Origin of the sequence: Prevotella sp. MGM2 (assembly GCF_002933955.1) — a bacterium.
In the GTDB taxonomy this organism is placed as follows: domain Bacteria; phylum Bacteroidota; class Bacteroidia; order Bacteroidales; family Bacteroidaceae; genus Alloprevotella.
On record NZ_BEWW01000225.1, the window covers coordinates 1 to 20,428 of the forward strand.

Below are 20,428 nucleotides of genomic sequence, written 5' to 3' on the forward strand. Positions count from 1 at the left end.
AATATACAACATTTTTTGCCGGAAAGCAAGAAATGTTAAAATGGGAAATGGCGTTGAAACCGGGTTGTGAGGGCATGCCGCTAACTCTGTCCGGCTGTCGGGTCTGCCTCTTCGGGTGAGGGTGGGGCGGCGCTGTTGTCGGAGTCTTTCCGTCTCATGGCGTTCAAACCCTTGTTGCTGCATAAAAACAGGGAGTTATGCGCCCCGTTTCCGATAAAATCCGTATATTTGCAGGCGGATGTCGCGGCTTTCGGTGTGAACTGTTGTTCCGCCGGCCCAGTCTCCGCAGCTAACATTGTTCCACCCTTTAAAACGCTTACTTTAAGAAACAGACAGAGAGAAAAACGCAAATTGGGAAATGTCGTACCGGTCATAAGGCCGTACACTCCCGCAGATTAATATTATTAAAAAGTACTATAAACCGAAAAAGTGCGTTCCATCCCTCAAAACTTGAAATCGGACAGATAAAAATATATCAATATTGATATTGAGCTTTTAGCTCTTGTTCTCTTTCTCTGAATACCGCCAATGTTCATCTCCGAGGACAAGCAGACTGAAGGTTCACGCCCGGAAGGCGTGAACTGTTCTTTGCTTGTTGGAGATAAGGTCACTTGGCGGTAATCTGGAGAAAGGCAAGCGGAAGAATGGTACACGCCTTTTTCATATTCAAGCAAACAAATCATTCCAGCATCTATAACTTATTATAATGAAGAATATTCTTTGACGAGCATTGGGAGTTATGCGTTTGATGATTGTAAATTGTTTCCGCTTTATATTTTAGGTAAACAATTAAAACTTGATGCTTATACCTTTAAAGGACTTAATTCTCTTTCTGTCATTATTGCCTATAATACAGAATTTGAAGCTATTCGTAGGAGTTGGAAACACAGCTTAAGGAATATAGAGGCTCCTTATTTCATTTCTGTAAATGAAGCCAATTTGTGTAATATGTCATTTCGGATTGTTCTGAATGAATACGCATAATATAACAGCAACTCTTAGGAGCGTGAAATTTGGTGGTACAGAAATCACTCCCGATGAGAACGGCTTGTACACTGTAACCGGTCTTGAGCCTGACACTTCGTATGAAATAGTTGTGACCTATGAAACCGCGGAAGGAGAAGAAAGAAGTCAGACGGAAACTGTGAGAACCAAGGAACTTGTAATAGATGCAAGCAATAGCACAACACAGACCACAGCGACATTGAAGATAACGGCAAGTGAAGATGAGAGTTGTTCGCCAACGAAAAAAGGAATTATCTTTGATGGTAAAACTTATGAATGTAAGGATGATAAAGTTGTGCTTACCGATCTTGTTCCCGGTAGGAAATATTATGCTACGCTGTTTGCCGATTATGGTTCGAAACGAGTTACGAAAGACGGCTTTTCGTTTACGACCAAATCCTTGCAACCTGCCATAGTTCAACAGGATTTGGGACCGACAAGTGTTACGCTCAGAGGAAGCCATACCGCAGGAGACGCCCATGTGTCGGAGGCCGGCTTTACCGGTTATGACGGCGGCAATACGCTGATATTAACGGGACTAAAGCCGGAAACGGAATATACCGTGACTTGTTATGTCAGAACGAAGGAGGGAAGCAATGAGAGTGCCAGTCAGACATTTGTCACACCGGCTCTTGAACTGATCACCTTGCAGCCGCGCAGCGTGTCGAACAGTTGTGCCATCGTGGCCGCCACGACCAACATCGGCGAGGACGAGACCAGCGTGGGTTTCCAATGGAAAAAATATGATGCACCGGCATCGCTTGCACCAGGCGAAGGTTATGCCGCCATCTACGGCGGACAACTGGAGGGGTACATCCGTAACCTGCAGTCTACTTCCTATTATAATGTGAGAGCTTTCTACAAGTCGGCCGAGGAAGATTATTACTATGGTGGCTGGGTGACGTTCGACCCAAGCGACTTCAGCTACTTTGAGCCGACTGTACACACTTATGCCGCTGCCGAAGTGACTCACAGCAGCGCGTGGATGAAAGGCTACATCCTGGCCGGCACCGATGCCATAGAGAAGCAAGGCTTCGAATACTGGCCTTTGAACTCCGGTGCCGCCAAAGCTATGAGCGTGAATGACGCCGCTGTCGCCGGTAATGTGCAGACGGTTCTGGCCACGGGGCAGGTGATGAGGGCTGAGCTGCGTGACTTGTTGCCCGCCACGACCTATTGCTGCCGCGCGTTCGTGAAGACCGCCACAGGAACCACCTACGGCGAGGAACTGACCTTTACGACGCTGGATGCCCCCACGGGTGTCGGCGTTGTTGAAACTGCTACGCCGGATGCCCCCACCGTCATAGGCTATTATGACCTGAGCGGCCGCAAGTCTGCCACTCCTCACCGCGGCGTGAACATCGTGCGTTATTCCGACGGCACCGCGCGCAAGATGCTCGTCAAGTAAATCAGGTGCGTTTGTGACACTGATTTTTGTGCTGACGGCCGGTTGTAGATTAGGAATACGACCGGCCGTTATTGTATGTGTCATTGGCTGGTTCTATTAAAGGCAAGACGATAAGCCTTTCCTCGAAAATGGAAGATATCAGGCAGATAACGGGCCTGTTCGATTCTTAGATGTTGCAATTTGTGCCTAAAAGATGCTGTATGTAAGTTTCTTTAAGAATAATTTTGTCTTTCGCCTGTGTTGTGTTATCTTTGCACGCCAAAAGTTCTGTTTTGATTTAAAATAACAATACTAGAATAATTATGAATATTTCGTTAGAAAAGAATGGAAACGTTAGTGCTGTCTTGACCGTCAAGATGGAAAAGGCAGACTATGCAGACAACGTAAAAAAAGCTATCAAGGAAATGAGCCGGAAGGCTCAGATGCCCGGTTTCCGTCCCGGCAAGGTGCCCGTGGGACTCGTGCAGAAAATGTATGGTCCGCAGGCAAAGGCAGACGCTGTAAACAAATTGCTCAACGACAGTTTGTTCAATTATATAAAGGAAAACAAGGTCAATATGCTCGGTGAGCCGCTTAGCAGTGAAAAACAGCAGCCGCAGGATATTGAAAAGCAGGAGGATTTCGAATTTGTTTTTGATATAGCCCTTGCCCCTGAATTTAAGGCGGAGCTGGCAAAGGATGACACTGTTGATTACTATGACATTGAGGTCAGTGACGAACAGGTGGACGCCCAGGTGAAGCAGCTTGCCCAGCAGGCCGGACATCCGGAAGAGGCAGAAAGCTATGAAGAACGTGACATCCTGCGTGGTCTGATAGCTGAGCTTGATGCCGATGGTCAGCCTAAAGATGGTGGCTTGCAGGTGGAAAAGGTTTCACTGATGCCGACTTACTTTAAAAATGACGATCAGAAGAAAATTTTTGAAGGCGCTAAGAAAAATGATGTTATCACTTTCTGTCCCTCCAAGGCTTATGAAGGCAGCGAGACGGAAGTGGCAGCTCTCCTGAAGGTGGAAAAAGAAAAAGTAGGTGAATATGCCGGTAATTTCTCTTTCCAGGTAGAGGAAATCAGCCGTTTCGTTCCAGCCGAACTCAATCAGGATTTCTTTGATCAGGTATTTGGCAAGGATGCGGTTAAAAATGAAGAGGAATTCCGTAATAAGGTAAAAGAAGGTATTGCCATGCAGCGTACGGCTGACAGTGACTACAAATTCCTTCTTGACGTGCGTGCTTATATGGAAAATAAGGTTGGTCAGCTGGAGTTCCCCGATGAATTGCTGAAGAAAATCATGAAAGCCAACAATCCGGACAAGGATGATAATTTCGTAGAGGAAAACTATGTAAAGAGCATAGAAGAACTTAAGTGGCACCTGATTAAAGAACAGCTTGTCGCTGCAAATGACATCAAGATCGAAGATAAGGACGTTAAGGCTGCTGCCATTCAGGCTACACGCTTCCAGTTTGCCCAGTATGGCATGAATAATATTCCTGATGAGTATTTGGAGCAATATGCCTCTGAAATGCTCAAGAAGAAAGAGCAGGTGAACGCTCTTGTGGAGCGTAGCATTGATACTAAACTTACTGCTGTTCTTAAGACAGTGGTAACGCTCAATCATAAGAGCATCTCTGTAGAAGATTTTGGTAAGATGTTCAACTGATCCGCTTGCGGAGAGGTGAGTTTTATCCTCTTGTTGACGAGTTATTAAGTTGGCGTGTAATGAGCAAGTGGCCAAAGTGGAATGGCTGCTCGTGTTGTGCCCGCAGACCTGATAACTCGTCAATTGTCAAGAGATGGTTTTGGCCCTAAGTAAGGTTGTAAGTTCTTTTTTCAGGTTCAGTCCTTGTTCCTTGAACTGACGGATAATCTTCAGGCCATATATAGAATAAAATAAATTAAGAAAGAAAAGTATGACAGACTTTAAAAAATATGCCACCCGTCATCTTGGGCTTAACTCTATGGTGCTTGATGATGTTATTAAGAGTCAGAATCAATATCTGAATCCTTACATATTAGAGGAACGTCAGCTCAATGTGACTCAAATGGATGTGTTTTCACGCCTGATGATGGACCGTATCATTTTTCTTGGTACGCAGATCGATGATTATACTGCCAACACGTTGCAAGCCCAGTTGCTTTATTTGGATTCGTGTGATCCCGGTAAGGATATCTCTATATATATCAACTCACCTGGTGGCTCAGTTTATGCGGGGTTAGGTATCTATGATACCATGCAGTTTATACAAAGCGATGTGGCTACTATCTGTACCGGAATGGCTGCTTCTATGGCCGCTGTTTTACTCGTTGCTGGAACGGAAGGCAAACGTTCCTCATTGGTACATAGTCGGGTGATGATACATCAGCCGATGGGTGGGGCACAGGGACAAGCTTCAGACATTGAAATCACTGCTCGTGAAATTCAAAAGTTGAAGAAAGAACTTTATACCATCATAGCCGAACATTCTCATACGGATTTTGAGAAAGTGTGGTCCGATTCAGACCGTGATTATTGGATGACGGCCGAGGAAGCTTTGGAATATGGCATGATTGATAGAGTATTGAAGAGAAAACCTTGAAAGGCGGTTGCGGTTTGAAAACATAAGCATTAAACAGCTTGACCAATGAAGAAAAAAAGAACATGCTCTTATTGTGGCCGCGATGAGAACCAGGTTGGTTTTCTTATCACCGGTGTGGAGGCTAATATTTGTGATGACTGTGCGAGGCAGGTTTACGACATTGTGAAAGAAGCCGATAAGTCTTTAGCGGTTCATCGTCATGCTGAAAACAGAATAGATCTTCAGCAGGTTCCTAAACCAAAGGAAATAAAGGCTTATCTTGATCAATATATTATAGGGCAGGATGCTGCCAAACAATATCTGTCGGTTTCTGTATACAATCACTACAAACGTTTGGCTCAAAAAGAGAAGATGGATGAAAGTGATGTTGAAATCGAAAAATCGAATATCATAATGGTTGGTTCTACTGGAACCGGAAAGACGCTTTTAGCCCGCACTATAGCCCGCTTGCTTCAAGTACCTTTCACCATTGTGGATGCTACGGTTTTCACAGAAGCCGGTTATGTGGGTGAAGACGTGGAAAGTATCTTGTCACGTTTACTTCAAGTGGCGGAGTTTGATGTGGAACGTGCTCAGAGAGGTATTGTTTTTGTTGACGAAATTGATAAGATTGCCCGCAAGCAAGATAATCCTTCCATCACACGTGATGTGAGCGGTGAAGGTGTTCAGCAAGGTTTGCTTAAACTTCTGGAAGGATCAGTGGTTAATGTCCCTCCCAAAGGAGGACGTAAGCATCCTGATCAAGATTATATTCATGTAGATACGCGTAATATTCTATTTATTTGCGGTGGTGCTTTTGATGGCATTGAAAAGAAAATAGCCCAGCGCTTAAATACGCACACTGTCGGTTACAATTCTGTGCAGAATGCAAAAAAAATAGATGCCGCTAATCTTATGCAGTATATTCAACCGCAAGACCTTAAGTCTTTTGGTCTTATACCGGAAATTATCGGTCGTCTTCCGGTTCTCACTTATTTACAGCCGCTTGATCGAAACGCTTTGCGTCAGATATTGACCCAGCCCAAGAATGCAATTGTAAAGCAGTATGCGAAACTCTTCGATATGGATGGTATCGAACTGACGTTTGAGGACTCGGCACTCGATTATATTGTTGATAAGGCCGTAGAATATAAATTGGGAGCCCGTGGCTTGCGGTCTATTGTGGAAAGTATTATGATGGATGCAATGTATGAATTGCCTTCGGCAGAAGATAAAATTTTCGTTGTCACGGAAGAGTATGCCAGGCAGCAGTTTGACAAAGCGAACGCAATATTGTGATAAAAGGACTGGTAATTATAATATGGGTTAATATATTAGACATGAAGCTAATTTGATGACGGTTAGTCTGTGGTTATTTCGGCAGTAGTAAAAAATAATTGATTTTTTTTTGGCTGATTTTTATGTAATATCGAAACTTGTTTATAACTTTGTTTGGTAATATCAGTTTCCGATAACCGGAATACAACATATTCGTTGATATATAATCACCGGTTGGGAGCTGGTGTTGTATCCCGCAAGGGGTAGTTCACTAACCTGACGTCTTATGAACGAGAAACTAAAATTACATGAGCCACTGAAGCGTTACTTCGGTTTCGATAGCTTCAAGATGAATCAGGAGGCCATTATCGAGAGTCTCCTGGAGGGCCATAATGTTTTTGTGCTAATGCCTACAGGAGGAGGAAAATCGCTGTGCTATCAGTTGCCTTCTCTTATTATGGATGGTACGGCAATTGTTATTTCGCCACTTATCGCTTTGATGAAGAATCAAGTTGACGCCATTCGACATACCAGTGAGGATGATGGAATAGCTCATTTTATCAACTCCTCTTTGGCTAAGTCGGCGATTGATACGGTTAAGGCTGATATCATTTCCGGTCGTACCAAATTACTTTATGTGGCTCCGGAATCGCTGACGAAAGAAGAGAATGTGGAATTTCTGCGTTCTATAAAAATCTCTTTTTATGCCATAGATGAAGCTCATTGTATCTCTGAATGGGGGCATGATTTCCGGCCGGAATATCGCAATATACGTCCGATAATCAATGAAATTGGGAACGCTCCGGTTATAGCATTGACAGCTACGGCTACGGATAAGGTGCGCACGGATATCAAGAAAAATCTTGGTATTCTTGACGCCATGGAGTATAAGAGTTCCTTTAACCGTCCGAACCTTTATTATGAGATACGTCCTAAAACACAAGAAATAGATAAAGATATAATTAAGTACATCAAACAGCATCCGGGAAAGAGTGGCATTATATATTGTTTGAGCAGAAAAAAGGTAGAAGAGTTAGCTGAAGTCTTACGTACAAATGATATAAAGGCTGAAGCTTACCATGCTGGAATGGATTCTGCAACCCGTTCGAAAACGCAGGATGATTTTCTGATGGAAAAAATCGATGTCATTGTGGCTACCATAGCTTTCGGTATGGGCATTGATAAACCAGATGTCAGATTTGTTATCCATTATGATATACCTAAGAGTCTTGAAGGTTATTACCAAGAGACAGGCCGGGCTGGTCGTGATGGGGGAGAGGGTAATTGTATTGCCTTTTATTCCTATAAAGATCTCCAAAAACTGGAAAAGTTTATGGAGGGAAAGCCTGTTGCTGAACAAGATATAGGCCGGCAACTGTTGAAAGAGACAGCTGCTTATGCTGAATCTTCGGTATGTCGTCGTAAATCGCTGCTTCATTATTTCGGGGAAACTTACCCTCAGGATGCCTGTGGAAATTGTGACAATTGCTTAAATCCTAAAAAACAAGTGGAAGCAAAGAACTATTTGTGTAACGTAATCGAAGTTATCCTTGCAACCAAGGAAAATTTTCGAGATGATTATATAAAAGACGTCCTTGTAGGACGTGCTACAGATGAAGTGTGTGCCCATAAACATAATGATATAGAAGAATTTGGTTGTGGGGACGATGTTAATGACAAAATTTGGTTTGCTGTTATCCGGCAGGCACAAATTGCAGGTTATATAGAAAAGGATGTGGATAATTATGGGGTGCTGAAAGTTACTCCGGCAGGCCACAAATTTCTGAAGAAACCGACGTCATTTCAAATAGTCGAAGACCGCGACTTTGATGAAGAGGAAGAGGCTGTTCTCATGCAAAGTGGAGCAGCTTGTGCTGTGGATCCAGCACTCTATCAAATGCTCAGCGATTTACGGAAGCGCATGAGTAAGGATTTGGATGTTCCTCCTTATGTTATTTTCCAGGATGCCTCCTTGGAAGCCATGGCTACTATTTATCCTCAGAATATAGATGAACTTCAAAACATTCCCGGAGTAGGAGCTGGCAAAGCAAAACGCTATGGAGCTAAATTCTGTCAACTCATTAAGCAACACTGTGAGGAGAATGAAATAGAACGGCCGGAAGATTTGCGTATCCGTACTGTGGCCAACAAGTCTAAAATAAAGGTAAGCATTATTCATAGTATAGACCGTAAGGTGGCGCTTGATGATATTGCTGTGGCCAAAGGGATCGAATTTGACGAATTGCTTGATGAAATTGAGGCTATCGTTTATTCCGGCACTAAAATAAACATAGATTATTTCATTGAAGACATAATGGATGAGGATCACGTCAGTGATATTTATTTATATTTCAAGGAGTCTGAAACCGATGACCTTGATGATGCTCTGGAAGAAATGGGAAGCGACTACACCGAGGAGGAAATCCGGTTGGTGCGTATCAAGTTCATTTCGGAAATGGCCAATTGATTATAGCATAAAATTATGATAGAGAATAACGAACTCGAAGTAGCAAAAGAAAAAAAGAGTCTGAACTTTATTGAGCAGATTGTAGACAATGATCTTAAAGCCGGTAAAAACGGAGGTCGTTTACAAACACGTTTTCCGCCTGAGCCCAACGGTTATCTTCATATAGGACATGCTAAAGCGGTTTGCATGGATTTTGGTATAGCCCAAAAGTTTGGTGGTATTTGTAACTTGCGTTTTGATGATACTAATCCTCAAAAAGAAGATACCGAATACGTTGACGCCATTAAGGAGGATATTCATTGGTTAGGCTTTGAGTGGGGCAATATCTATCATGCTTCTGATTATTTTCAGCAACTGTGGGATTTTGCCGTGCGTTTGATAAAGGAAGGTAAAGCTTATATTGATGAACAGACCAGCGAGCAAATAGCACAGCAAAAGGGTACTCCTACTCAGCCTGGAGTCGCCAGTCCTTTCCGTAACCGTCCGATAGAGGAGAACTTGGCGCTTTTTGAGAAAATGAATAGTGGAGAATTACCGGAAGGTGCAATGGTGTTGCGGGCTAAAATTGATATGGCTAATCCGAACATGCATTTCCGTGATCCGGTTATTTATCGTATAATAAATAAAGAGCATCATCGCACTGGTACGAAATGGAAAGCTTATCCGATGTATGATTTTGCTCATGGTCAGAGTGATTATTTTGAAGGAGTGACTCATTCTATTTGTACCTTGGAGTTTGTTCCTCATCGTCCGCTTTATGATTTTTTTGTAGATGAGCTGAAAGAAGGCACAGATCTGCAAGATAATCGTCCCCGTCAGTATGAGTTCAATCGGCTTAATTTGACTTATACCGTAATGAGCAAACGCAAATTATTGGCTTTAGTTCAAGAGAAGTTGGTAGAGGGTTGGGACGATCCTCGTATGCCGACTATCTGTGGCTTGCGTCGTCGTGGCTATTCGCCTGAGGCTGTCCGGAAGTTCATTGATATGATTGGTTATACCAAGTTCGATGCCCTTAATGATTATGCCATGTTGGAAGCTGCCGCTCGTGAAGATCTTAATGCTCGTTCATTGCGTGTTTCTGCGGTGCTTAATCCGGTTAAGCTTATCGTAACAAACTATCCGGAAGGGCAGACGGAAGAGATGGAGGCTGTAAACAATCCGGAAAATGCAGAAGACGGTATGCATAGGATAACCTTTAGCCGTGAGCTATGGATAGAACGTGAGGATTTTATGGAAGAAGCTCCCAAAAAGTTCTTTCGCATGGTACCGGGCAAAGAGGTGCGTTTGAAAAATGCTTATATTGTGAAGTGCACAGGTTGTAAGAAAGGGCCTGATGGAACTGTTGAGGAAATTTACTGTGAATATGATCCGACAAGTAAGAGTGGCTTGGAAGGCGCCAACCGTAAGGTTAAAGGTACACTTCATTGGGTGAGTGCCGCACATTGTCTGAAAGCGGAAGTGCGTCTCTATGATCGCCTGTTCAGTGTGGAAAACCCTTCGGCTGATGATCGCGATTTCCGGGAACTTCTTAACCCTGATTCTCTCAAAACGCTTTATCCTTGTTATGTTGAGAAGTATGTGGCGGAGCAGGAAAGTAACCGTTATTTGCAGTTCCAGCGCATAGGTTATTTTACTTATGACAAGCAGTCAACATCTCAACATTTGGTGTTTAACCGAACTGTTGGGTTGAAGGACAGTTGGGCAAAGCAATAAACAGACAGCAACGGAAAAAGATTTTATGAATGCGAGGTGCAAGACGTGGGTTGACAGCCTGCTTACTTGTGCCTCGTTTTACTAAATCAGTGTGGAGAAAAGTTATGGAAAGTTTTCTCTTATGGGATATTTGGGCTTAAATCATTATAATTTGCTGGAAGTGTTGTAACCTATTTTATTTATGATAATGGACGATAATAACAAGAAAGACATAAAAGTCTTGGCCGAAACTTTTGAGCAGGCTTTTAATGAAATACTCCCCCCATCGCTGTCTGTTTCAGACTATTTGGACCTCATGGATTATTATTCAGGATTTGGTATGGTTTTTGAAGCGGAATTGTGCCGCCATTTTGCCGAAAAAACAGATCCGGAAAATCCTGAAGTCAGATTGACGCAAGCACATTGGTATGCCGATGAAGGCAATTGGTCTGAAGCATCAAACTGTTTGGCGCTTTCCGGGTTTAGCGGTTATGATAGCTTACTTTTCAAAGTTGAGCAACAAGTACGTTGTGCTCAGCCTCATGTGGCGGCCAGACTGGCTTATTCTGCTTTGCCGTCAAGCCTTGAAGTAACGGACTATGATTTCCTTTATGATTGTTCGGAATTGTTTTTTGATTACGGTTATGCGCTTTATGCTCTTTTCCTTCTTTCTAAAATTTCGAATGATTACGTTGATTATGCTCAGGTACAGGCTCTGATGGTTGAATGTTATGCTGCTGTGTGCCATTATCCTCGTGTCAAAGCGATGCTTAATGACATGATAGACAAATGCCCCTTTGATGAAACGCTTTGGATTCGTTTGGCTACATGCCAATATCGTATGGGACGTTACGATGAATGTGATGACTCTTGCGAATATGCTTTAGCGATAACGGACACTGATGGTGAGGCCCAGAAATTAAAGAATTATGCCAAATTTGATGCTGATGCTGTAGACGTTTTCTCGAATGAGGGAGTCACTCAAGCTTATTTGCAGCAGGATTTCACGGCTTGTATGGTCTATGCCGGTAAATGCTATGAAGCCGGTCGTTATGACGCTGCGGCTGAATTGTATCGTAGGGCCGGGTACTTTTGTCCGCGTGGACATCGCGAACGTGAACGCATTGTTCATCGTTTAGCCTTGTGTCTGATACATTTGGGTCAGTATAGTTCGGCTAATCACCAACTTCTTTCTCTTTTTGTATTGACAGGGAGTGCATGGAATGCTTTCTATGATGCGGCTCAAATTCTTTTTGAACGAGGAGATTTTGGATATGGTGTCACCTTGCTTAAATTTCCTGTCCGCTATGGTGAAGTGGTGGGTAACCGCCTTGAGCAACTTACGCTTTTGCTTCATCACTATGAATGCTATTCTGTTGCTGAATCTCTTTGGGGACATATTTTTAAGCATGCGGATAAAATCAGCTCTTCGTATCAGAGATACCTTGATATAGCCGCAGGAAAGGTAGAGCCTAAAGATGCTCATATTTGATTTCTGCTCATATTTGTAACTAAAAAACAAAGAATATGAGAAAAATATTATTAGGAGCTTTGCTCGTTACATTGTTTGCATCATGCAGCAAATCGCTGGAAGATAAGGCGAACACATTGATAGAAGAGGATATAAAGAAAACATTGTATCATCCTGAAACGTACGACCCGGCGGAAACTCAGGTTGATAGCGCATTTACTCCTTTTGATGATCCTGTATTTTATGAAAAAACAATACAATTATGCAAAATAGGGATGTCTATTGATGAATATGACAGAAAGATGAAGAGTGCAAAATCTTCAATGTCTATTTGGAGCGGACCATACCAATCTGCTTATAGCAAGAATGAATATCAAGAAGCAAAAGATGAATATGACGAGAACGCACAGAATAAAAAAAATGCGGAGAAAAAAGCAAAGAAACTTGCAGACGAACTGAAAACCATGCTGGATAAAGAACAGTTGTTTATAGGTTTTAAAGCTCGACATCGTTTTCGTGCCAACAACAATGCTGGGCAAATCGTTTTCGGGGAAATGAAGTATCTGTTTGACAAGGACATGAACAAGATTGTAGCATCATACGACATGGATGATGACGAATATAAGACCGTGCAAATTGTTTATAAGCAGATGCTTGGCGAAGATGTTCAGATTGAGGGCGAAAATTTCGATGATGACGAAGTATTGGAAGAATAAAAGTTGTACAATAAGATGATACACACGTTTTACGATGTTTTGTCGGATGTCATATAACTTTGCATTGTAAAATCAAAACTGTTAATATGACAAACAAAAGAACTATAGGAGAACTCATAGAAAATGAAGTTCGCAAACAACAAATTCCGATTACTGAATTTGCTAAGATGATTTGCTGCCAAAGAAATAATGTTTATGACATTTTTAAACGTAGCAAAATGGATATTGCTCAGTTGAAGCAAATTTCAAAAGTACTGAACCGCAATTTCTTTAAGGAACTTGCCGAGGATGTGGAACTGATAAACGACAGCAAAGAATCTGAAGAAGAGGTAATGAAGCAAAAAGCTGTATCGCAGTTCTTAAATGTCGTACCAGATATACTGCGCAAATTAGGAAAGTCTTCAGCTATAGTTTTCAGTAAATTCGATGAACCTGGATATGAGGATTGCCCTACACCTGATTTTGGATTGTCTGACTATTTTATTACTTTCACTATAGGTGAAACCCTAAAAGAGCGTATAGGTAATTGCGCTGCACTTCCGATAGCTCCTGCCTTTAGCGATGATGGCTGTATGGTAGAAGTATGCACTAATGTTGTTTATAGGTCAGTATGTGTAAATGTAAAATTGGATTATAAAACAGCCGATGAATGGTACAAATTTTTAGCTTTTGCATTTGAAACTTATACAAGATTGGGAGGAAATAAACAATGAATATACATTCTATTCTGAATGATTATACGGAAATAAAAGAATGTTCTTATAAAGGAGAACATTATTCCGTTCGTGATAACGGAGCTGTATTACGCCATGCACGAGAAGGAAAGCGTATAAGGAAAGATGATAATACGTGGACTTTCGGAAAGCCAAATGAGAATACTGGATATATGGGAATTGGGACAGAACGGGTACATCGAATTGTGGCTTTCGCTTTTCTTGGCGAACCTCCCACACCTCAGCACATCGTTGATCACATTGATACCAACCGCAGGAACAACAGACCTCAAAACCTCAGATGGCTGACAAAGTTAGAAAATGCGTTGAACAATCCGATAACAAGAAAGAAAATAGAAGATCTTTGTGGGAGCATTGAGGCTTTTGTGAATGACCCTTCAATAATACAGAAGTTTGTCGATGACAATCCAAATTATGAATGGATGAGAACCGTAACACCGGAAGAAGCAAAAGCCTCTTACGAAAGATTGTGCGCCTGGGCAGAAACAAAAAATAATGAGAAATCTTTAGGCGGAGCTATTGGAGAATGGATTTATACTCCTTATGGAAGGGAAGAGAAGAAATCTCCTTTTGAGAGAGAACAACATAATATAAATGTAACTTTGGAACAAATTGGCAATATGATTAGTATTGATTCGCACACAGATAGCCTGACCGAATCATTAACACCTAATGCCATGCAAAGATATTGGCGTACACCAACAGAATTCCCACTCTGTCCTTCTGAAGTTGGAGATAGGCCACTGACCACTTATCTGAACAATTTGAAAAAAGGTGCTGTCATAACTAAAAATCAATATGCCACACATTTTATAGATGATTTTGCATCATGTAATGATAATCGCCTTGTGATAATCACACATGCAGATGATGAAATAAAGAAGTTCTCAATGATTACTATAACATTTGAGGACGGGAAATACGTGCATGAAGGAACAACGTTCTTTGAGGAACAAGGTGCGCAAAAGGCTCTTACTTTGGCTCAGGGACTTAAATGGGAAGGTGAAGACGGAATAGATGATTATTGTTAATAGACATGATATGAAAAGACTATTTATCATAAGTGCTTTCTTGATGATGTTTTACACATTATACGCACAAACTGTTACAGACTCTGCAACAGTTGTTAGAAGTGTTGATGAAGTTGCAAGATATAAACTATATCCGACAGCTAATATGTGGACATTTCTGAAACTTGATACAAGGAATGGTCGTATTTGGCAAGTGCAATGGTCGTTTGAAGATGACAAACGTTTTGAAACAGCACTATCTTTATATTCAGTTGTATGGAAAGACGAAGAAGTCAATGGACGCTTTATTTTATATCCAACAACCAATAATTATAATTTCATCATGCTTGACCAAATTAATGGAAAAACATACCAAGTGCAATGGTCTCAAGAACCTGATAAAAGAATCATCGTGCCAATTGAATGATATATCCAATTATAAAACAACAGTTAATTATTGGATAACAAAATCCATCCAGCAAATAGTGAGAAACAAATAATAGGGAATTCGAAACAGTTAAATACAGTCAAAGTTTAGCTGACTGAAAGAATTTTTTGATTACATTTTGTATTTTTGCATCATAAATTCCAAAGTTTTTGAAGGAAGTTTGAGAGATTTGTATTGATTTATAACTCGGATATTGGGAGTAGATTAAATCAACAGATTTATATTTTTGTTGGTCAATGAAGTCATGGCATTGCCATATTGCAAGAAGTATGCTTTGGCCGGGCAGTTCCGATTAAAAGAACAGCCTCTCTTGGATTATATGGCCATGGATTCTGAGGATGTTTCCGGTCATTGGAGAAATAAGGATGTTGTGCGTTGGGCGAGAGGGCAAATGCATATACCGTGCCAAAGTGGAGAAACTTGGTCAGACAAGGTTCTGAAGGATGATTTTAGATTAACATTTTTAACGTTTTGATACATTCCTAATTGTTAAAATATAGGTTCCCGTTATTGCCAAGTAAAAAGTCTGTATTGGAATTTCAATTCGAATACTTGGATTTTAAATTGTAATACGGGGAATTGATGGCATAAATACGGGGAAAATCTGTTGGGAAAAGCCTTGAATATACAGAAAAAGCGGGACTTTACGATGGAAGGTTCCGCTTGGCTATTGCAAAAATACGATATTTTCTGTAAGAAAGCAAATTGTGTTAAAATGAAATGCACCCTTTTTTATGGTGCATTTCATTTTTCATTCATTGTTTTTTTAATTCAGCTGATCATGGATGAATGATCATGTGTTATGCTTCTATTTGTTTCAATACATGCTGGTTGATTTGTCTTCTTTGACTGTCGAAAAACCATCCCCATTTGAAAAAATATTTGAGGCATGATGAAATGAAAATGAAAAATAAACGGCAGTGTTTGCTGGCACCGTGTCCGTAAGTATGTTTGACATGGACTAACGGATAGTAAACTGTACGGCAAATGGCGTGTAGACGGCGAGTGAGGTCAGTGTCTTCAAAATACATGAAAAACCGTTCGTCATAACCGCCTGTCCTTTCCAGCAGTTCTGTGCGTATAGCAGAGAAGCAGCCGGTGACACAGGCTACATCGTAAGGACGGTTATCGAGCATGGAACGCATTTCGAAGCGATTCATATAATTTTCATGTATTCGGAGCGGATGTTTCATCTTACGCCAGAATAACATGTAGGGGGATGGTAACAGTTTGGGCAAGTATTGTTTCTTTCCGTCAGGATAGAGTATGCGGGGCATCATTTGCCCGATATCTTCATGCTCCTCTAAAAAAGCCAGCATTGGACTAACAACATCTTTGTCATAAGAAATGTCGGGATTGACAACGAAATGGTATTTACTGCCGTATTCTCTGGCCATTCGAAAGGCTTTGTTATGGGCTGCACCAAAACCGACGTTTTCAGACATGTGGCGGTAAGTAATGCAATCATTGATATCTGTGACAAAAGAGAAAGTGTCGTTAGGCGAATTATCTATGACATAGATGGTTTTTTCTCCTTCATAAAGTAACAAGGAGTGGAGCACATGTTGGATTTCTTCTGTATCTTGTTGATACAGGACTATGGAGAATGAAACTTTATAGGAGGTATTCATCTGTGGAAGGTCTATGTTTTTAACTTTAAAAGATGGTATATGGAAGTATTCTATATAGAGACGTGTGCATTCTCCTTTAAAGATAGTAGGCGGAACAATAGAAGGAAAATGATTATGTCTAATCCTACAATGATACCTTGATTGACTGACAATTTACAAAGTAACATGTTTATAATAATATAAGCAGTTTGAAGAAAGAGTATTATAACAAGTGTTTGTCTCATTGTGAAACCTGCTGCAAGAAAACAGTGATGAATGTGGCTCTTGTCGGCATGAAAAATGGACGTGCCGCGTAGAAGTCGCCCCAAAGCTACTCTTATGAGATCAAAACAAGGAATGATGAGCAAAGTGTAGGCCATAAGGATGGCATCGGCTCTGTATGGAAGTGCGCGAGTATCATTCATCGCATATTTTATGGCCAGATAGGCCAGAGCGTATCCTAGCATCAGGCTACCGGCATCTCCCATGAATGTTTTGGTGAAACGTTCTGCATTTCCGGCCATGTTATAGTAAAAGAAAACGATGACACTACCCATTAAAGCAGAAGCGAATACGACATAATCAGTAAGATGCATTTGTCCGAATAGAAAAATGAATACTCCTAAAGCCAGTAAGCACACGCCGGAAGCTAAACCGTCAATACCGTCAATGAGATTAATGGCGTTTACTACCAGAAGTACAATAAAAATAGTGAAAGGATAACTCACAATAACAGGAAGCTCATATATACCGCAAAATCCGTATAAGTTGTTGATGTACAAACCACAAAGAGGTAAAAATAAAGCCGCTATGAATTGTATGCCGAATTTAAGACTTGCAGGAAGTCCGAATAAGTCATCAAGAATCCCAATAAGGTAAATGAGAAAGATACCGGATACAATCAAAAAACCTGAAGCATCGAATACTGGCAAGTGACTGTTTGTCAGCATAAGTAAGATGATGACGCTCATAACGCCGATGAGCGTAGCTGGAACAAAAAGAACACCACCTAAACGAGGGATTTTGTTTTGGTGCAGTTTACGGTCGTTGGGCATGTCATAGAGCCCTCTGTGTTTGCAGAAACGTAATAGTCGCGGCATGCAGATGATTGTGATAAAGACGCTGACAATAAACGCTATGATAGGATATACTATTTCGTTAATCATAGTAAATAAACCTTTTCCTTTATTTTACCAAGAACTCTTTTAAATGAATGAGTCTGTAGCAATATTGTCCTTTCTGTCATTATGAAGGACGATGATGTATATTATATGGAGGGACGATTTTTCTCGATGGATAGAGATTGAACTTTTAATTTTTTCATGGCTTGGGGGAAGGATGAGAAAACGCCAGACGTAATAATGCTCTTATTGTGATAAAACGATAACTGAGCCTTGTACTCAATGGATTGATGCTTTTTTGAGAACTTGTGGAGGTGTTATGTCCATGGCGGCGGAAATAGCTCAGAGATTCGCTAATGAATGCCATCCGGTAAAAAAATGCTGCGACATTTCCGATCCAAAGGTCGTGCATTGGGGTGTGACGGGGAAATGGAAGTGCCCGATTTAATATGCAGCGTCTGAAAGCCATGCTTCCGCCGATATAACCGTTTTTGAAAAGCAAGTTGTAATACTTACCGTTTTTGGTGTTATTACATTTGAAGAAAGAGGGATGAGTGACATTGAAATTACTGTCGGTAATGGAGCAGTCGCTTAATACACAGTCTGCCTTTTCTAAAGCTTTCATCATTATTTGTACCTTTTGCGGCTTCCATTTATCATCTTGGTCGGAAAGGAATATATAATCTCCTTTGGCTGCTTTCAACGCATTTTCAAAATTGGGGATAGGCGAACCGGCAGCCGGCCCCTGGATAATTCTAATCAGAGGACACTTTAATGTTTGTATAACCTCTATTGTATTGTCTGAGGATCTGTCATCAGATATGATGATCTCATCTTCAGGAGATAATTGGGGGATAATGGAGGTAAGTTGGGCACTGATGGTTGCCGCTCCGTTATATGTGGCAATACAGACGGATATCATTTTATCTATTTATGATAAATACAATTTTATGAAAGCGTAAGAACGAAAACGCCAAGTTAAAGATAATGTATGCAAAAATACGGAATATTTGTGTTGCAGACGTTCTTTTGTACCATTAATTTTACACTTTCTGGCATCCTTAATATAGATGCTGTAGCGGTGGATGGTATTCTTTATGTCGGTTTTTTCATTGGAGAAATCTTGGTATGCAAGGGTTGGAAGAAGAAGAAATTCTTCATTGCGTTGCCGTAATTTACGCAGGAATTGAAAGTCAGAAAAATCGAGATGTATGTTTTCGTCATAACCTCCAACTTCCATGTATGCTTTTAAAGATATACACATACCGCTATTGATAGGGAAATAATGATAAAGAGAATGCTTGCCGACTGGAAGTTTTACAGCTTTTATTCTCATTTTTCTTATATCGGCAGGAGATAACGGTCGTTTCCCTTGTTTTGTAATAATGGTCGGGGCCCATAGAGTTGTTTTTCTGTCGGCATTAAAGTAAGCATCTAAGGCATTTTCTGGGAATGTGGTGTCTTGATCCAAAACAAGTAAGCGGTCATATTTGTGTTCATAAGCATATTGTGCCGCTGTATTATAGGCGTAGGATATTCCTCTGTTGGAGTAATCACGGATGTATATGACATTATCTGGCATCATTTCCTGTTGATAGTTTTGAGGGGAATTGTCATATACCATAATGGCTTTGATTCCTTTATTTTTTAATAAGGAATTATAGGTTTTGGATTCGCTCAACTTGCAGCAGTATAAAACTATGATTGGGAATATATCTGATTTCTTGTCCATTAATTTATGTTTTTCTCATTAAAGACGAACTTTGTATGACATAGCAGGATAAGTATTACAATTTGTATGAAATTGGATAGTCCTACGAGGAAAAGTTCATCAAAGAATTGAAGGATTAAGAGGGTGAGTATGTACGTGTAGATTAGGCGCATGATGTTATTTCCAGTTTCAGAATTCTTATATACATAGCCCATAAAGATGCCTTCGGCAATGCTCAGAACAGCTAAACCGGAATATCCAAAGTCTTTAAAATAGGGGGACATCATTGTAAAAACATTTGTTGGGATAGGTACAGATACCCATTCCTGAAATTTTGGGGGAATAAAATTTACAAATCCTAAAGCATTCATCAAACTATAATATCCTCTGAATGTATTTTCTCCCCATAAGTCGGAAGAGCATGGAGTTTCATAGCAGAAAGAAACGACAGGTGAAACGACATACATACCCACTAAATCCATGAAGTCAAATCCGGATTCTCCACTCGAATCTGTAACACGCAAGTTGGTGAAGAGAAGTCCGAATACGAAAAATATGATACCGCAAATCAGGAATGGTTTGATTGTTATCTTACGATAGACATAAAGTAGATATAAGATGCTGACTATAATCATAAACAAAGTCAACTTACTCATAGTTACGATGAAAAAGGTGAAACAGAGAATAAAGGCTAGCCAAAATTGTTTGCGATTTATCTTTTCCTCATCAATCGTAACAAGCAGGAGAACATAGGCCACGTGTACTAAATAGATCAGTGGCCCTAAGCTAAAACCAGAATCTTCCAGAACTGTTTGTTGGCGTAAGTTGAAAATCAAATCGGCTACACTTCCGTTTGTCAATGCAAAAGATATGGACTTATAGAGCATATAAGGAACTAGAAGGAGGCATATCCACTTGATAATCTTAATAGTCTGATAGTTTTTAGCCCAACTTTCTTTTTGATAAGCCGGAGTTATCCTAAATGAAAGGTAAGAAGATACACAAAATCCTGTATTCCAAATAAGAATGGCTTTTATAAATTGATTGTCAGCTTTGTATAATCCGTGATCTAAAAATGAGTACATGGATATAATGAATATCCAAATGAGTAAAGTCACACTCCAAGGTGAGAATATATCAGAGTATTTAAAAAATAAATACCCCCACAGTAAGGCAAATATGACAATTAATGCGATGAACATAT

At 40.7% G+C, this 20,428-nt stretch carries 17 protein-coding genes; 11 read left to right on the plus strand and 6 right to left on the minus strand.

The window, feature by feature from the left end; genetic code table 11:
- Positions 1-80 precede the first annotated feature (80 nt).
- Positions 81-296: a hypothetical protein gene (locus tag C5S62_RS05405; RefSeq protein ID WP_133159513.1), complete on the minus strand. Its 216-nt coding sequence runs from the start codon at positions 294-296 to the stop codon at positions 81-83.
- 674 nt (positions 297-970) lie between these two features.
- On the opposite strand from C5S62_RS05405, the gene C5S62_RS05410 reads away from it, so the two are divergent.
- The 11 genes from C5S62_RS05410 (at position 971) to C5S62_RS05460 (ending at position 14,761) form a co-directional block, all read left to right on the plus strand.
- Entirely contained in the window at positions 971-2,413 is a 1,443-nt protein-coding gene (locus C5S62_RS05410) for a fibronectin type III domain-containing protein (protein WP_104404388.1), read from the plus strand.
- 302 nt (positions 2,414-2,715) lie between these two features.
- Positions 2,716-4,068, plus strand: a complete 1,353-nt coding sequence (gene tig / locus C5S62_RS05415; protein WP_104404389.1) for a trigger factor — start codon at positions 2,716-2,718, stop codon at positions 4,066-4,068.
- 250 nt (positions 4,069-4,318) lie between these two features.
- Positions 4,319-4,984 (plus strand): ATP-dependent Clp endopeptidase proteolytic subunit ClpP, encoded by a 666-nt coding sequence (gene clpP / locus C5S62_RS05420; RefSeq protein WP_104404390.1) that lies wholly within the window; start codon positions 4,319-4,321, stop codon positions 4,982-4,984.
- Positions 4,985-5,029: 45 nt separating this feature from the next.
- Positions 5,030-6,262 (plus strand): ATP-dependent Clp protease ATP-binding subunit ClpX, encoded by a 1,233-nt coding sequence (gene clpX / locus C5S62_RS05425; protein ID WP_104404391.1) that lies wholly within the window; start codon positions 5,030-5,032, stop codon positions 6,260-6,262.
- A gap of 265 nt (positions 6,263-6,527) precedes the next feature.
- Positions 6,528-8,708 carry a DNA helicase RecQ gene (gene recQ / locus C5S62_RS05430; RefSeq protein ID WP_104404392.1) on the plus strand — a complete coding sequence of 727 codons (2,181 nt, stop codon included), beginning with the start codon at positions 6,528-6,530 and terminating at the stop codon, positions 8,706-8,708.
- Between the two features lie 15 nt (positions 8,709-8,723).
- Positions 8,724-10,424 carry a glutamine--tRNA ligase/YqeY domain fusion protein gene (locus C5S62_RS05435; protein WP_104404393.1) on the plus strand — a complete coding sequence of 567 codons (1,701 nt, stop codon included), beginning with the start codon at positions 8,724-8,726 and terminating at the stop codon, positions 10,422-10,424.
- 187 nt (positions 10,425-10,611) lie between these two features.
- Positions 10,612-11,895, plus strand: a complete 1,284-nt coding sequence (locus tag C5S62_RS05440) for a hypothetical protein (protein ID WP_172485914.1) — start codon at positions 10,612-10,614, stop codon at positions 11,893-11,895.
- 35 nt (positions 11,896-11,930) lie between these two features.
- The gene (locus C5S62_RS05445; protein WP_104404395.1) at positions 11,931-12,590 is read left to right on the plus strand and encodes a hypothetical protein; all 660 of its coding nucleotides are present in this window, start codon (positions 11,931-11,933) and stop codon (positions 12,588-12,590) included.
- A gap of 86 nt (positions 12,591-12,676) precedes the next feature.
- A complete protein-coding gene (locus tag C5S62_RS05450) occupies positions 12,677-13,303 on the plus strand; it encodes a hypothetical protein (protein WP_104404396.1) in 627 nt (208 codons plus the stop codon).
- On the plus strand, positions 13,300-14,355 hold the full coding sequence (locus C5S62_RS05455; protein WP_104404397.1) for an HNH endonuclease signature motif containing protein: 1,056 nt from the start codon (positions 13,300-13,302) through the stop codon (positions 14,353-14,355). The genes C5S62_RS05450 and C5S62_RS05455 overlap by 4 nt, the downstream gene beginning before the upstream one ends.
- Positions 14,356-14,365: 10 nt before the next feature.
- Positions 14,366-14,761, plus strand: coding sequence for a hypothetical protein (locus C5S62_RS05460; protein ID WP_223301151.1), 396 nt, complete (start codon positions 14,366-14,368; stop codon positions 14,759-14,761).
- 821 nt (positions 14,762-15,582) lie between these two features.
- Here the strand turns inward: C5S62_RS05460 and C5S62_RS05470 are convergent.
- From C5S62_RS05470 to C5S62_RS05490, 5 genes are all read right to left on the minus strand, one after another.
- Entirely contained in the window at positions 15,583-16,413 is an 831-nt protein-coding gene (locus tag C5S62_RS05470; protein WP_104404400.1) for a glycosyltransferase family 2 protein, read from the minus strand.
- A 50-nt stretch (positions 16,414-16,463) separates the two neighbouring features.
- Entirely contained in the window at positions 16,464-17,558 is a 1,095-nt protein-coding gene (locus C5S62_RS05475; protein WP_104404401.1) for a glycosyltransferase family 4 protein, read from the minus strand.
- Between the two features lie 154 nt (positions 17,559-17,712).
- Positions 17,713-18,435, minus strand: a complete 723-nt coding sequence (locus C5S62_RS05480) for a glycosyltransferase (RefSeq protein ID WP_104404402.1) — start codon at positions 18,433-18,435, stop codon at positions 17,713-17,715.
- 9 nt (positions 18,436-18,444) lie between these two features.
- Positions 18,445-19,245 (minus strand): glycosyltransferase, encoded by an 801-nt coding sequence (locus C5S62_RS05485; RefSeq protein ID WP_104404403.1) that lies wholly within the window; start codon positions 19,243-19,245, stop codon positions 18,445-18,447.
- The gene (locus C5S62_RS05490; RefSeq protein WP_133159514.1) at positions 19,245-20,426 is read right to left on the minus strand and encodes an O-antigen polymerase; all 1,182 of its coding nucleotides are present in this window, start codon (positions 20,424-20,426) and stop codon (positions 19,245-19,247) included. The genes C5S62_RS05485 and C5S62_RS05490 overlap by 1 nt, the downstream gene beginning before the upstream one ends.
- Between the last annotated feature and the right edge of the window lie 2 nt (positions 20,427-20,428).

What these genes read in the sequence shown, in the direction of transcription:
- C5S62_RS05405 (WP_133159513.1), bottom strand. Translation starts at nt 296, where the DNA reads ATGTTAGCTGCGGAGACTGGGCCGGCGGAACAACAGTTCACACCGAAA.
- C5S62_RS05410 (WP_104404388.1), top strand. Translation starts at nt 971, where the DNA reads ATGAATACGCATAATATAACAGCAACTCTTAGGAGCGTGAAATTTGGT.
- tig (WP_104404389.1), top strand. Translation starts at nt 2,716, where the DNA reads ATGAATATTTCGTTAGAAAAGAATGGAAACGTTAGTGCTGTCTTGACC.
- clpP (WP_104404390.1), top strand. Translation starts at nt 4,319, where the DNA reads ATGACAGACTTTAAAAAATATGCCACCCGTCATCTTGGGCTTAACTCT.
- clpX (WP_104404391.1), top strand. Translation starts at nt 5,030, where the DNA reads ATGAAGAAAAAAAGAACATGCTCTTATTGTGGCCGCGATGAGAACCAG.
- recQ (WP_104404392.1), top strand. Translation starts at nt 6,528, where the DNA reads ATGAACGAGAAACTAAAATTACATGAGCCACTGAAGCGTTACTTCGGT.
- C5S62_RS05435 (WP_104404393.1), top strand. Translation starts at nt 8,724, where the DNA reads ATGATAGAGAATAACGAACTCGAAGTAGCAAAAGAAAAAAAGAGTCTG.
- C5S62_RS05440 (WP_172485914.1), top strand. Translation starts at nt 10,612, where the DNA reads ATGGACGATAATAACAAGAAAGACATAAAAGTCTTGGCCGAAACTTTT.
- C5S62_RS05445 (WP_104404395.1), top strand. Translation starts at nt 11,931, where the DNA reads ATGAGAAAAATATTATTAGGAGCTTTGCTCGTTACATTGTTTGCATCA.
- C5S62_RS05450 (WP_104404396.1), top strand. Translation starts at nt 12,677, where the DNA reads ATGACAAACAAAAGAACTATAGGAGAACTCATAGAAAATGAAGTTCGC.
- C5S62_RS05455 (WP_104404397.1), top strand. Translation starts at nt 13,300, where the DNA reads ATGAATATACATTCTATTCTGAATGATTATACGGAAATAAAAGAATGT.
- C5S62_RS05460 (WP_223301151.1), top strand. Translation starts at nt 14,366, where the DNA reads ATGAAAAGACTATTTATCATAAGTGCTTTCTTGATGATGTTTTACACA.
- C5S62_RS05470 (WP_104404400.1), bottom strand. Translation starts at nt 16,413, where the DNA reads ATGAATACCTCCTATAAAGTTTCATTCTCCATAGTCCTGTATCAACAA.
- C5S62_RS05475 (WP_104404401.1), bottom strand. Translation starts at nt 17,558, where the DNA reads ATGATTAACGAAATAGTATATCCTATCATAGCGTTTATTGTCAGCGTC.
- C5S62_RS05480 (WP_104404402.1), bottom strand. Translation starts at nt 18,435, where the DNA reads ATGATATCCGTCTGTATTGCCACATATAACGGAGCGGCAACCATCAGT.
- C5S62_RS05485 (WP_104404403.1), bottom strand. Translation starts at nt 19,245, where the DNA reads ATGGACAAGAAATCAGATATATTCCCAATCATAGTTTTATACTGCTGC.
- C5S62_RS05490 (WP_133159514.1), bottom strand. Translation starts at nt 20,426, where the DNA reads ATGTTCATCGCATTAATTGTCATATTTGCCTTACTGTGGGGGTATTTA.